This window comes from Lichenihabitans sp. PAMC28606 (genome assembly GCF_020616535.1).
In the GTDB taxonomy this organism is placed as follows: Bacteria; Pseudomonadota; Alphaproteobacteria; order Rhizobiales; family Beijerinckiaceae; genus Lichenihabitans; species Lichenihabitans psoromatis.
The window spans coordinates 2,405,533-2,418,522 of record NZ_CP085136.1 but is presented as its reverse complement, the minus strand read 5'-3'; the positions used below and the strand labels follow the sequence as shown (position 1 = coordinate 2,418,522).

Sequence of the window (12,990 nt, the reverse complement as noted above, 5' to 3'; positions counted from 1 at the left end):
GACATCAATCCAGTGAAACTATCGATCGGGTCGATTCATGGCTGAGAAGAGCGCCGCCAAGCCGTCCAACCTTCACCCATCCGGTCCCCAAGCCACGTCGTCGACGGGTTCATGGTGGGCCGTCGCGGCCTTTGCGGGTCTAGCACTCGTTGCGTCGACGCGTCCTGCACGCGGCGACCTGCGGGTGGAGCGCCTGCCCAATAGCGGGAATGGTGGCGATCGCGATGCTGGTTCATCGCAGGACCAGCCGCGATCGAACGCCAACCATCACCTCGTCAACGACGGCAGAGGTCGGGACGCCAAATCGCCGTCCGATCTTCCGCTGAGAGGTTGGACGGATGTGCTCTGGCGAACCTACGAGGATCTCAGCAGCCATCGAATTCTGGCGGTATCGGCCGGCGTAACGTTCTACGCGCTTCTCGCTTTATTCCCCGCCATCGCGGCCTTCGTGTCGCTTTATGGCTTGTTCGCCAATGCCTCGACCATCAACGATCAGTTGAATTCGCTGCAGGGGATGATGCCCGGCGGGGCTGTCGATATTATCGGGGAACAGGTCAAGCGTATCGCCTCGAAGCCCGGCGGCACGCTAGGGTTAGCGCTTGTATCCGGTCTTGCGATCTCGTTGTGGAGCGCCAATGCGGGCATGAAGGCCCTGTTCGACGCTCTCAATGTCGTGAATGACGAAACGGAAAAACGAAGCTTCGTCGTGCTGAACGCGCTCTCGCTGACCTTCACGCTCGGCGCGATCGCGTTTTTGCTCTTGGCGATCGCCGCGGTCGTGGTGTTGCCCATCCTGTTTAATCTCGTCGGCTTGGGCGGTGCTTTGGTGACCATCCTGGCGATCGGACGCTGGCCCGTGATGCTGCTTATCGTGGCGGGTGCATTGGCGTTGCTCTATCGATACGGACCAAGCCGCGCCACGGCGCAGTGGCGGTGGGTGAGTTGGGGCAGCGCCATTTCGGCCGTCGCGTGGCTTGGCGGCTCCGCTCTGTTTTCGTGGTACGTCTCGAGCTTCGGAAGCTACAACGAGACTTATGGGTCACTCGGGGGTGCGATCGGCTTCATGACTTGGATCTGGATTTCAACCACCATCGTGTTGCTGGGGGCCGAGATCAATGCCGAAATGGAGCACCAGACCGCGGTGGATACGACCGGCCACGGTGGAAAGCCGCTCGGAAGCCGCCGCGCCACCATGGCGGATACATTGGGCGAAGCCAAAGGCTGAGTGCCGCGACCGGATGAGGCGGGATTGCGGCTCGGTCCCGACCGGGTTAAGCGTCCGATCAATGTGCCGCCCGATCGCCGAAGCGGGCATGTGCCGAGCCGGAGACCCTTATGACGACAGCCATCGCGACCTATCCTAGCCTGCGCGACAGGGTCGTTCTGATCACGGGGGGCGGCAGTGGCATTGGTGCGGCGATCACGCGACGGTTCGCCGGGCAGCATGCCAAGGTGGCCTTCATCGATATCGCCGACGGCCCCTCCAACGATCTCGTCGCCGAGTTGAAGGATCAGGGTCACACGGTTCACTACGAGCATTGCGACCTGAAGGACATTGAGGCGCTGCGCCGCAGCATCGGTACCGTTCGCGAGGCGCTCGGACCGATCACGATCCTGATCAACAATGCGGCGCATGATGAACGTCATGCCACGCCCGACGTCACGCCCGAGTATTTCGACGATCGGATCGCCGTAAATTTGCGGCACCAGTTCTTTGCGGCCCAAGCGGTGCTGTCCGACATGCAGGCGGCGGGCGGTGGATCCATCGTCAATTTCGGCTCGACCTCATGGATGGTCGGGCAAGGCGGCATGCCGATCTACACGGCCGCCAAATCCGCCATTCTCGGCTTGACCCGCTCGCTTGCCCGCGATTACGGCAAATTCAACATTCGCGTGAACGCCGTGGCGCCGGGCTGGATCATGACAGAGCGGCAGGTGTCGCTATGGCTGACACCGGAAAGCGAGAAGGAGCTGATGGAACATCAGTGCCTGAAGCGAAAGCTCGTCCCCGACGACATGGCGCGTGTGGCGCTCTTCTTCGCCTCCGACGAATCGGGAGCCTGCACCAATCAGCAATATGTCGCCGATGGCGGCTGGGTGTAGGATCGCAAAATCATGAGCGACATCGACAAGCCGGCCTTTATCGCGGTCGATTGGGGTACGACCCGCATGCGCGCCAGCCTCGTCGGGCAGGACGGCGCGGTTCTCGACCGCATTACCTCCGACCAGGGCGTCCAAAGCATTGCGGCCGGCGGCTTCCCGGCTGCTCTCGAGGCCGCTTGTGAGCCCTGGTTCGCGGCTGATCCCGATCTCCGGGTCGTCATGTCCGGCATGGTCGGCAGCCGAAACGGCTGGGTCGAGGCACCCTATGTGTGCTGCCCCTGTGGGCCGGATGACCTCGCGGCCGGGTTCACTCGGATCGACGGCGCACGCGATGTCGTCGTCGCGCCGGGTGTCGACATCCGCTGGCCGGACGGCGCTTATGATGTGATGCGCGGCGAGGAGGTTCAGGCCATCGGCGTCGGCCTCGCGGACGGCATGATCTGCCTGCCGGGCACCCACAGCAAATGGATCGAAATGGTGGGTGGCCGCATCGTGCGGTTTGCCACCTTCGTGACAGGCGAACTCTATGCCGCCATCGCCGGATCGTTCCTCGGCCGTCTGGCGGAGGCGCCGGACGACGCGAGCGGCCATGTGGCCGGGGCGCGTGCGGCGCGGTTCAAGGGTGGTTTGAGCCGATCGCTGTTTCAGACCCGCAGCCAGGTGCTGGGTGGCGACATCGATGGCCACGCCGTTCTGCCGTTTCTCTCAAGCCTCGTGATCGGTCAAGAATTGATCGGGGCTCAGGATCTCTTCGGCCCTTGCCGGTCCGTGCATCTCGTAGCGGCGTCGCCGCAGCGCGAGGTCTATCAGGCGGCATTCGAACAACATGGCATCGCCGTGACGACGCTCGACCCCGCCGACGTCACACTGTCGGGTTTGCGGAGCCTTTACGCCGCCAGCAAGCCCACGCCCTGACGACGCGAGGGCTTGTGGGGCGACGTATCTGTTTCTAGACCTTGCAAGACCATGCGGCGTTCAGCCCGTCTCAAGGTCGCCCGGCCGAGCCGGCCTGTTCTGCCATCGAGTGAGAAAGCAGCCATCCCGTGTCCGAAGATCGTTTCAATCACTGGTTCGCCAAGATGCCGATCGTGGCCATCCTCCGTGGCCTTCATCCCGACGAGGCGCTGGACGTCGGCGAGGCCCTGGTCGAGGCCGGTATCCACATCCTCGAAGTGCCGCTGAACTCGCCCGATCCGCTCGTCAGCATCGGTCGGCTCGCCGCGGCGCTGAAGGATCGTGCGATTGTCGGGGCCGGAACGGTGTTGGACCCGACCGGGGTCGACGACGTCGCCAATGTGGGTGGCGAGATCATCGTGTCGCCCAACACGGACGCGGCCGTGATCCGCCGCACGCGCGAGCGGGGTTTGGTGTCCTTGCCGGGGAGCTTCACGCCGACCGAATGTTTCGCGTCGCTGGCGGCAGGCGCCCATGCGATCAAGCTTTTTCCGGGTGAATTGGTGACGCCGAAAAGCGCGAAAGGCATTGCGGCCGTGTTGCCGAAAGGCACGCGGATGCTCGTCGTCGGCGGCGTCTCGACCGACACCATGAAGGATTGGGCCGACAGCCCGGTGCATGGGTTCGGGATCGGCTCCTCGCTCTATAAGCCCGGTCTGGCGGCCGGGGAGGTTGGCGCCCGCGCCCGCGCCCTTGTCGAAGCCGTGCGGGCCATGGCCGGTACCGCGCCATGATCGTCGTCTTCGGCTCGATCAACCTCGATCTTGTGACCCATGTGGAGCGGATCCCGGGACCGGGCGAAACCGTGATTGGGCCGAGCTACACCCATGTGCCGGGCGGCAAAGGAGCCAACCAGGCACTCGCGGCGAAGCGCGCAGGCGCGACCGTCCGCATGGTCGGGGCGACTGGTCTCGACGACTTCGCAGACATCGCCTTGTCGCTGCTGCTGTCCGATGGCGTCGATCTGACCGGTGTCGTCCGCACCGCGCAACCGACCGGCGCGGCCTTTATCAGCGTCGACGCCAGCGGCCAGAACGCCATCACGGTGGCGGCCGGGGCCAACGCAACGGCGAGAGCCGCGCAGGTCGAGGGTCTCCCCATCAAGCCGGGCGATAGTCTGCTGCTGCAGCGGGAGGTGCCGGACCAGGAGGGCGAGATCGCGGCGCGATCCGCCAAGGCGCGCGGCGCTCGCGTAATTCTCAATCTCGCGCCGGCCGGCGCAGTGTCGACGAGCTATCTCGCCGAACTCGACATCTTGGTCATGAACGAGCACGAGACAGCGGTGCTCAGCGCGGCGCTTGACCTCGGCGACGAACCGGCCGCTTTGGCGCGCCACCTGCATGAGCGGCACGGCGTCGATATGGTGCTGACGCTCGGTGCCGATGGTGCAGCCGGTTGGGAGGGCGGTGTCGAACATCGGGTGGCGTCGCTCCCGATCGTACCGGTCGATACGACCGGCGCCGGCGACACGTTTCTCGGCGCTTTCGCGGCGGCGCTCGATGCTGGGCTCGATTTCAAGGCGGCTCTCGGGCGTGGCGCGGCGGCCGGCAGCCTCGCCTGCACCAAGCAGGGCGCGCAGCCGAGCATTCCGACCAAGGACGACATCGACCGCGCCATCGCGGCCCTTTAGCTTCTCCCGGTCCGCCGCGCCCCTTGATCGGAGCGAGACGGACGGCCTGGACCCATCAGCATCATGCCTCCTGTTTCGCACGAGCCTCCCCTGCCGGTCATGAAGGGGATCGGTTTGAGCGCGATGGGATACGCGTGTTTTTCGGTGCAGGACGCGACAGTGAAATGGCTGGTCAGCCATTATCCTGTGCCCGAAATCCTGATGTTTCGCAGTCTCGTCATCGTGGCGATCGCGCTGGCGATCGGCGGTCGCCGCAATCTTTCGGCGCTCGCCCATAGCCGTAATAAACGCGCTCTGGTGGTCCGAGCCGCGCTGATCCTCGCGGCATGGATGTCGTTCTACAATGCCGCGCCTTTCCTCGGGCTCGCCCAATTGACGACTCTCTATTTCGCGGCACCGATCATTGCGGTCGTCCTGTCGATCTTTGTCTTGGGCGAGCGGGTCGACGGTCCGCGTTGGATCGCGGTGATCGGCGGCTTCTGCGGTGTTGTGCTGGCCTCGAACCCAAGCGCGACCGGTGGGCTGGTGCCGGTCGGCATGGCGCTGTTCGCCGCCTGCTGCTGGGGGCTCAGCGTCGTTTTGGTTCGCATGATCAGCCGCACCGAGACCACGGCCAATCAGATGCTGGTCAGCAACGGCTTCTTCGCTTGTGCCTGCGCCATCATGGTGTTGTGGACCTGGACGACGCCGGATTGGTTCAGCCTCGCCCTGATGTTCGGTATCGGCGTCGCGGGTGGTCTCGGTCAGTTTCTTCTCTACGAGGGGTTCCGCTATGCTCCGGCCTCGGTCGTGGCGCCGGTCGAATATACCGGGCTGCTCTGGGCCTTCATCTACGGCTACGCGATCTGGGCCGATATTCCGAAGGCGCAGGTGTTTGCCGGGGCGGGCCTCATCATCGCGAGTTCGCTGGTGATGATCTGGTTCGAGCGACGGCGCGCGGTCCGCCTCGTCGCGTTGGACACGAGGGTCTGACCGCCGCGGCTTAGCGGGCCCCGATCGTCTGAGACGGGCGTCGAAACACCCGGTCGAGCAGCACCGCCACGAGCACGATCGCGATCCCGGCCTCGAACCCCATGGCGGGCCGCACCTGGTTGAGCGAGCGAAGCACCGGCACGCCAAGCCCCCCCGACCCGACCATCGTGGCGATGACCGACATCGACAGGGCCAGCATGATCGATTGGGTCAAGCCCTCCATGATGGCCGGGGAGGCATGCGGAAGCTCGACCTTGGTGAGCAACTGCCAGGGTGTCGCGCCAAACGCCTGACCGGCTTCGCGCAGTGGCAACGGCACGCTGGAGATGCCGAGCTGCGTCATACGGATGGGCGCCGGAACAGCAAAGATGACGGTCGCGATGATGCCGGGTACGACCCCAAGGCCGAACAGCGACAGCATCGGGATGAGATAAACGAAGGTCGGCAGCGTCTGCATGAGATCGAGCATCGGCCGCAGCGATTTTGCCAGCCAGGGGCGATGCCCGGCCGCAATGCCGATCGGCACCCCGATCGCCATGGACGCGAGGGTCGCGTAAAACGTGATCACCAGCGTCGTGAGCGTGTCGCGCCAATAGCCCTGGTTGAGGATAAACACCAAAGCCAGCACCGCGAAGGCCGCGATGCCCCAGGACCGGCGCAGCCCATAGGCCAGCCCCGCCACGATCAAACAGAAGACCAACGGCGGCACCATGCCGACCAATAGCGTCGTATGGTCGATGAGGCCGCTCAGCGTGTCCGAAATCACGTCGAAGACCGCGCCGGCGCTATCCTTCAGCCCGTTCATCGCGGCATTCAGCCAGAAGCCGATCGGGATCTTGTGGCCTATGATGGCTTGCGTCAGCTGATCCATGCGGTATCCGGGCGTGTCGTTGAGCGCGCCATGATGGCGTCGCGGTCCCGCCCCGTTGCGCGATGCGTCGGGGCGGGGAGGATCAGGTCGAGGTGGTTAGAGGCCGAGGCTCTTCTGCACGGCCGGCAAACCGGGCTGTCCGTCGATCGTCGTCACGCCGTCGAGCCAGGTGGTCAGCACAGCCGGGTTCTGCTTCAGCCAATCCGTCGCGGCCTTGTCGGGCTCCTGGCTGTCGAACAGGATCGATCCCATGATCTGGTTTTCCATCGGCAGGGTAAATTTGAGATTCGCCAGCAGCTTGCCGGCATTCGGGCAATCTTTCGAATAGCCCGCGCGGGTGTTGGTATAGACCGTCGCACCGCCGTAGTTCGGCCCGAACACCGCGTCGCCGTCGGTCAGGTAGTCGATCTTGAACTTGGTGTTCATCGGATGCGGCTCCCACCCGAGGAACACGATGGGTTCGTGCCGCTTGGTGGCGCGCTCGACCTGAGACAGCATGCCCTGCTCGCTGGACTCGACGAGATCGAAGCCCTTGAGACCGAATTTGTCGTCCTTGACCATGTCGAGGATCAGCCGATTGCCATCGTTGCCCGGTTCGATGCCATAGATTTTATTGTCGAGCTTATCTTTGAACTTGGCGATGTCGTCGAACGACTTCAGCCCGGCCTCGTAGAGATAGTCCGGCACCGCGAGCGTATATTTGGCGCCGTTGAGATTGGCCCCGAGCACGTCGACGCTCTTGTCGTCCACATAGGGCTTGCGGTCGGCCTCCATGGTCGGCATCCAATTGCCGAGAAAAACATCGATCTGCTTGTTATGAAGCGACGTGTAGGTGACCGGAACCGAAAGCACGTCGACATGCGGGGTGTAACCGAGACCTTTAAGGATCGCCGACGTCGCGGCCGTCGTCGCGGTGATGTCGGTCCAGCCGACGTCGGAGAACTTCACCGTCTTGCAGCTTTCGGGGTCCGCCGCGCGGGCTTGGCCGGCCGACGCGAGCGCTGCGGTCACGAGCGCCATCGTCGACAGTAGAATCCTGTTCATATGCCTTCTCCCGTTCCGATTATTTGACGTCACGTTGATGCAATGATCGTGCACGCTGATCGAGGTGCTGACGAAGGCTAAGTCATCGCCTTTCGGAAGACGAGCATAACCGCGACCCTTCGTGTCGCGTCGCGGCCACGATGAGTGTTTTCGGTGCAACCTTCGGAGTCTTTGGACGTCGACAGGTCTCGACCAAAGGCGTGCTGATGCGTTTCGGAAATCCATTCAAGCTGATCGCGAGGCTGTCCAATTCTGATGCTGTGGACCGGCATCACCCCGACGCCATGCTGCCGGATGGAACACGGGTCTATGCGATCGGAGACATCCATGGCCGCGCCGACCTGCTCGACGCGATGGTGTCCAAGATCGCCGATGACGTGCGGGAGCGGCCCGTGGATCAGCCGCTCACGGTTCTGCTCGGCGACTACATCGATCGGGGACCGCGATCGGCCGAGGTCATCGACCGGCTGGCGCGCAATGATTTCGCCACCCCGATCGTCACACTGACGGGCAATCACGAAGATATTTTCGGCCAAGTCCTGCGCGGTTCGGCCAGTCTCGACCGCTTTCTCGGCATGGGCGGAGACGCGACTCTCCGCTCCTACGGCCTTGATCCGCGTGCCATGCAGCGCATGCGGACGAGTGACCGGCAGGCGGCGTTGCGCGGCAGCGTGTCCCCATCCCATCGCGCTTTTCTGGAGGCGACACGGCTCAGCTTCACGGTCGGCCGCTACTTCTTCTGTCATGCCGGAGCACGACCGGGCGTGCCGCTCGATGAGCAGAGCCGGGAGGATCTCGTGTGGATCCGCGAGGACTTTCTGAAATCCCCCTTCGATTTCGGCAAAATCATCGTTCACGGCCACACGCCGGTGAAAACGCCGGAGGTGCGGTCCAATGCCATCAATGTCGACACCAAAGCCTTTGCGAGCGGCGTGCTGACGGCTGTGGTACTCGAAGGAAACCAGCGCCGGTTCTTGCAGGTGCGCGTGTAAGAGACGGCCCATGATGCGCCGGTCAGACGGCCTCGGCCAATCCGTCGATCCAATTGCGGAAGATCGGCAGGACGGTCGCCTGCCATCGCGTCGCCAAACTATCGCGCAGCCCGAGCTGACGCGGCAGGTCGCGAAGCGCGAGAGCGGTGCTATCCGCCATCGCGAGCTGCTCGAACGCGCCCAAGGCCAAGCGGGTCGCCCGATCGAAATAATGCTGCGGGAGAGCCGGATAGTCGGCCCGCTCGCCACGCAGAAAACGCGACACGTCGCGGCGATACTCGCGGGCGATGGAATCCGGCTCATATTCCGGATGCCCTTGGAAAAACACGAAGGCGCTGCGGCCCTGGCGCACGAACAAGTCGACGCCGGCGTCGGCCGATGCGGTCAGAACCTGGTAGCCGTGCTGGCGAAGGTCGGCCGCGGCGAGGTCGTTCAAGCGCGAGTGCGGCACCTCGATCCGAGGCGAGGCGCCAGCCAGCAGGGGATGGTCGCCGTCAGGCTCGAAGGCGAAGACGCCGGAGCGTTTATGGGGCAGGCGGCGCCGCTCGATGCCATCGAGGTGCAGCACCGCCGCATGCGCCGCGAGGCAGGACCAGAGGGTCGAGACGGTGTTGCACTCCGCCCAATCGACGAGATGTCTCAGGTTGTCCCAATAGGGCTCGTCACGCAGGGAGGCGGCGCGCGGCTCGCATCCGGTCACGATCAGGGCGCGAAGCGGCCGATCCGCGATGCGCTTAAACGGCACGTAATGCTGCTGGATATGCGCGGCGGCGGCGTCGCCGCGTGCGACGGTCGGCAGAGACAAGCGATGCAGGCGGATGCGGTGCCGGCCGCTGGCGGCAGCCAGCAGCGTCGCGAATTGTCGCTCGGTTGCGAGGAGCGCACTGTCGGGCATGTTGTTGACAAGGCCGATGTCGATGCAGTGACGCTCCGCGTCGGCCTCCCGCGCCGGACGCGTGCCGACATCGTCAGGCGGCACGCCACCAACGACCGGCTCGGCGGCATGATCATCGAGGCAGAGCGGCACTCTCGCGGCTCCCCTCAACGCGCAAAAAGGGCAGCATTACCGGTCGCACCCAGCGCTTGGTCGAGATCCTCGAGAATGTCATCGATATGTTCGATCCCGATGCTGAGACGGATCATCTCCGGGCGCACGCCAGCCCCGCGCTGCTCGTCGAGCGTCATCTGGCGGTGCGTCGTCGAGGCCGGATGGCAGGCGAGCGACTTGGCGTCGCCGATGTTGACGAGGCGCTTGATGAGGCCCAGCGCGTCGTAGAACCGTTTGCCGGCCTCGAGGCCGCCCTTGACCCCGAACGTCATGAGCGAGGAGCCCTGGCCGCCGAGATATTTCAGCGCGAGCGCGTGATAGGGGCTGTCGGCGAAGCCAGCATAGCTGACCCAGTCGACGCGCGGATCCTTGACCAGGAATTCGGCGACCTTGCGCCCGTTTTCGACATGCCGCTCCATTCTGAGCGCCACCGTTTCGATGCCCTGCAACAGCAGAAAGGCGCTCATCGGCGCCAAGACGGCGCCGGTGGTCCGCTGGTAGACGCTGCGGCAGCGCGCCACGAAGGCGCTTCTGCCGAAATGCTCCGCATAGACGAGCCCGTGGTAGGAGTCGTCCGCTTGCGTGAAGGCGGGGAAGCGCTTGGCATTGGCGACCCAATCGAAGCGGCCGCCATCGATGATGGCGCCACCCATGGTTGTGCCATGGCCGCCCATGAATTTGGTGAGCGACTCGACCACGATGTCGGCGCCATAATCGAGCGGTCGCAGCAGAATGGGAGTCGCGACCGTGTTGTCGACGATCAGCGGCACGCCATGGCGGTGCGCTGCGGCCGCGATGGCCTCGATATCGGCGATATTGCCGGCCGGGTTGCCGATGCTCTCGCAAAACACCGCACGCGTGTCGTCGTCGATCAGTGCCTCGAGATCGGCGGCCTGGTCGGAGGCCGCGAACCGGCCGTGGATGCCTTGACGCGGCAGCACATGGGCCAGCAGCGTGTGGGTAGTGCCATAGAGTTGCGGCACCGAGACGATGTTGCCGCCGTGGTCGGCCGCGTTGACGAAGGCATAGTGGAGCGCCGCCTGGCCGGTTGCGACCGCCAGGGCCGCGATGCCGCCCTCGAGTTCGGCGACGCGCTTCTCCAGCACCGCGACGGTCGGGTTGCTGATGCGGCTATACCGGAAGCCGTCGGTTTCAAGATTGAACAGGGCGGCGCCATGATCGGCCGAGTCGAACGTATAGGCGACGTTCTGATAGATCGGCACCGCGACCGCCTTGGTGGCCGGATCGTTGTCGAACCCGCCGTGGATCGCAATCGTTTCGTTCCGCATCGGAAGAATCCTGTCGGGGGGGTGATCCGGCATCCCGGTCGCGCTTGTCGTTTCGGACGCGCGCGCCGATGACCCTGACCCCTACGCCATCCTACCGAAACAAGCGTTACTTTCGATCGAGCAGTCGCGTGTCGCGTCACTATCGTTAAGTTACGGTATCGAGCGACGCGGGATGACGCCGCAGACGGCTGGTTGGCCGATCGAGACGTCGTCTTAAGGCTCAGCGGTCAAGATCAACGCCTCGACCGACGGATGTCTCAATGATCTCGACCGCCAGCACTGATTCAGCCGAGGGCACCGCCGCCGGAGCGCCGTCGACGCTCGACCGCTGGGTCGCGGCCTTGGCCATGGCGGCTCAGGTGGACCAGCGTCCCGACCGCGTGTTCGGGGATGTCGTGGCAGAACTCGCGTCGATCCATGGCAATGCGCCGGCGGTTCTGTCCGATCGGGAGAGTTACACGTTCCGGCAACTGGCCGACGGCTCGGCCCGCTACGCCCGATGGGCGCTGGCGCACGGCATCAGGCCCGGCGAGAGGGTCGCGCTCTTGATGCCGAACCGCCCCGAATATCTCGCGGCCTGGATCGGCATCAGTCGCGTCGGCGGCGTCGTGGCGCTGCTCAACACACATCTGACCGGGGCCGCCTTGGCGCATGGCGTCGCGGCGGCCGCGCCGACCCATGCGATCGTGGCGGCGGAGTTGCTGCCATCCTGGCGGGCGGCCGCGTCGCTGCTGCCTGCCGGTCTCTCTCCCGTGGTCTGGCTGCATGGCGAGGCCGATGCGGCGCTGCCGCGGCTCGATCTCGATCTGCTCGGCCGGTCGGGTGAGCCGCTCAGCGCAGTCGAGCGGGGTGGCGTCACCACGGCGAATCCGGCGCTGCTCATCTACACCTCGGGCACAACCGGCCTGCCGAAAGCCGCGCGCGTCAGCCATCACCGCGTGATGATGTGGAGCCATTGGTTCGCCGGCATGATGATGACCACGCCGCGGGACCGCATGTACGATTGCCTTCCGCTCTACCACAGCGTCGGCGGCATCGTGGCGACCGGGTCGGTGCTGGTCAACGGTGGCTCGGTCGTGATCGCCGAACGATTCTCGGTGACCCGATTTTGGGACGAGATCCAGCGCTGGGACTGCACGCTGTTCCAATATATCGGCGAACTCTGCCGCTACCTCCTCAAGGCCCCGCCGTCCGGCCACGAGAGGGATCATCGGCTGCGGATGGTCTGCGGCAACGGCTTGCGGGCGGACGTGTGGGAACCGTTTGAAAGTCGTTTCGCGATTCCGCAGATCCTCGAATTCTATGCCGCCACCGAGGGCAATTTCTCGCTCTACAATGTCGAGGGCAAGCCTGGCGCGATCGGCCGCATCCCGTCCTTCATGGCGGCGCGCTTCCCGGCCGCCATCGTCAAACATGATCCGTCGACCGGCCTTCCGCTGCGGGACGAGGCGGGCTTCTGTCTCCACTGCGCGCGCGACGAACCGGGCGAGGCGATCGGCCGGATCTCGGCCGACGACGTCGCCCGTGCGGGTCGCTTCGAAGGCTATACCAACGTGGAGGACACTGACCGCAAGGTGCTGCGCGACGTGTTCAAGCCGGGCGATGCCTGGTTCCGCACCGGCGATCTGATGCGAATGGATCGGCAAGGTTTCTTCACCTTCGTGGACCGGCTCGGCGACACGTTCCGCTGGAAAGGCGAGAACGTCGCCACCACAGAGGTTGCGGCCGCCATCGCCTCCTGTCCGGGTGTCGTCGATGCCGTGGTATTCGGCGTCGCCGTCCCGCATCATGATGGCCGGGCCGGGATGGCGGCTGTGGTCGTGACGCCAGACTTCGAACCGGCCGACTTGCGGCAGCATCTCGGCGTGCTCTTGCCCGCCTATGCGCGGCCGCTCTTCCTGCGGCTCTGCGCGCGTTTCGAGATGACCGAAACCTTTAAGCAGAAGACGGTTGCGCTCGCCAAAGCGGGGTTCGATCCCGCGCTCGTGCAGGATCCGCTGCTGTTCGACGACATGGCGCAGGGTTCCTACGTGCCGCTCGATGCCGCGCTTCAGGCCCGTATCGCCCGCGGCGAGCTTCGCCTCTAA

Annotated in this window: 12 protein-coding genes; 8 read left to right on the top strand and 4 right to left on the bottom strand. The window is 64.7% G+C overall.

What is annotated here, in order from left to right; genetic code table 11:
• Positions 1–37 precede the first annotated feature (37 nt).
• The 6 genes from LGH83_RS11415 (at position 38) to LGH83_RS11390 (ending at position 5,659) form a co-directional block, all read left to right on the top strand.
• Positions 38–1,225 carry a YihY/virulence factor BrkB family protein gene (locus LGH83_RS11415; protein WP_227398782.1) on the top strand — a complete coding sequence of 396 codons (1,188 nt, stop codon included), beginning with the start codon at positions 38–40 and terminating at the stop codon, positions 1,223–1,225.
• A gap of 110 nt (positions 1,226–1,335) precedes the next feature.
• On the top strand, positions 1,336–2,103 hold the full coding sequence (locus LGH83_RS11410) for an SDR family NAD(P)-dependent oxidoreductase (protein ID WP_227398781.1): 768 nt from the start codon (positions 1,336–1,338) through the stop codon (positions 2,101–2,103).
• A gap of 12 nt (positions 2,104–2,115) precedes the next feature.
• Positions 2,116–3,018 (top strand): 2-dehydro-3-deoxygalactonokinase, encoded by a 903-nt coding sequence (locus LGH83_RS11405; RefSeq protein WP_227398780.1) that lies wholly within the window; start codon positions 2,116–2,118, stop codon positions 3,016–3,018.
• A gap of 128 nt (positions 3,019–3,146) precedes the next feature.
• Positions 3,147–3,791: a 2-dehydro-3-deoxy-6-phosphogalactonate aldolase gene (locus LGH83_RS11400; protein WP_227398779.1), complete on the top strand. Its 645-nt coding sequence runs from the start codon at positions 3,147–3,149 to the stop codon at positions 3,789–3,791.
• Complete coding sequence (locus LGH83_RS11395; RefSeq protein ID WP_227398778.1) at positions 3,788–4,687, top strand: ribokinase; 900 nt, start codon at positions 3,788–3,790, stop codon at positions 4,685–4,687. The genes LGH83_RS11400 and LGH83_RS11395 overlap by 4 nt, the downstream gene beginning before the upstream one ends.
• 63 nt (positions 4,688–4,750) lie before the next feature.
• Positions 4,751–5,659 (top strand): DMT family transporter, encoded by a 909-nt coding sequence (locus LGH83_RS11390; RefSeq protein WP_227398777.1) that lies wholly within the window; start codon positions 4,751–4,753, stop codon positions 5,657–5,659.
• A 10-nt stretch (positions 5,660–5,669) separates the two neighbouring features.
• On the opposite strand, the gene LGH83_RS11385 is transcribed toward LGH83_RS11390, so the two are convergent.
• Together LGH83_RS11385 and LGH83_RS11380 are read right to left on the bottom strand one after the other, a co-directional pair.
• A complete protein-coding gene (locus tag LGH83_RS11385) occupies positions 5,670–6,530 on the bottom strand; it encodes an ABC transporter permease (RefSeq protein ID WP_131113661.1) in 861 nt (286 codons plus the stop codon).
• A gap of 96 nt (positions 6,531–6,626) precedes the next feature.
• Positions 6,627–7,574: a choline ABC transporter substrate-binding protein gene (locus LGH83_RS11380; protein WP_227398776.1), complete on the bottom strand. Its 948-nt coding sequence runs from the start codon at positions 7,572–7,574 to the stop codon at positions 6,627–6,629.
• A 206-nt stretch (positions 7,575–7,780) separates the two neighbouring features.
• Here LGH83_RS11380 and LGH83_RS11375 point away from each other — a divergent pair, with 206 nt between their 5' ends.
• Positions 7,781–8,566: a metallophosphoesterase gene (locus LGH83_RS11375; RefSeq protein WP_227398775.1), complete on the top strand. Its 786-nt coding sequence runs from the start codon at positions 7,781–7,783 to the stop codon at positions 8,564–8,566.
• A 22-nt stretch (positions 8,567–8,588) separates the two neighbouring features.
• Here LGH83_RS11375 and metA read toward each other — a convergent pair whose 3' ends face one another.
• Both metA and LGH83_RS11365 read right to left on the bottom strand, forming a co-directional pair.
• On the bottom strand, positions 8,589–9,593 hold the full coding sequence (metA, locus tag LGH83_RS11370; RefSeq protein ID WP_227398774.1) for a homoserine O-succinyltransferase MetA: 1,005 nt from the start codon (positions 9,591–9,593) through the stop codon (positions 8,589–8,591).
• A gap of 14 nt (positions 9,594–9,607) precedes the next feature.
• Positions 9,608–10,903, bottom strand: a complete 1,296-nt coding sequence (locus LGH83_RS11365) for an O-acetylhomoserine aminocarboxypropyltransferase/cysteine synthase family protein (protein ID WP_227398773.1) — start codon at positions 10,901–10,903, stop codon at positions 9,608–9,610.
• Between the two features lie 260 nt (positions 10,904–11,163).
• On the opposite strand from LGH83_RS11365, the gene LGH83_RS11360 reads away from it, so the two are divergent.
• Positions 11,164–12,990, top strand: coding sequence for a long-chain-acyl-CoA synthetase (locus tag LGH83_RS11360; protein ID WP_227398772.1), 1,827 nt, complete (start codon positions 11,164–11,166; stop codon positions 12,988–12,990).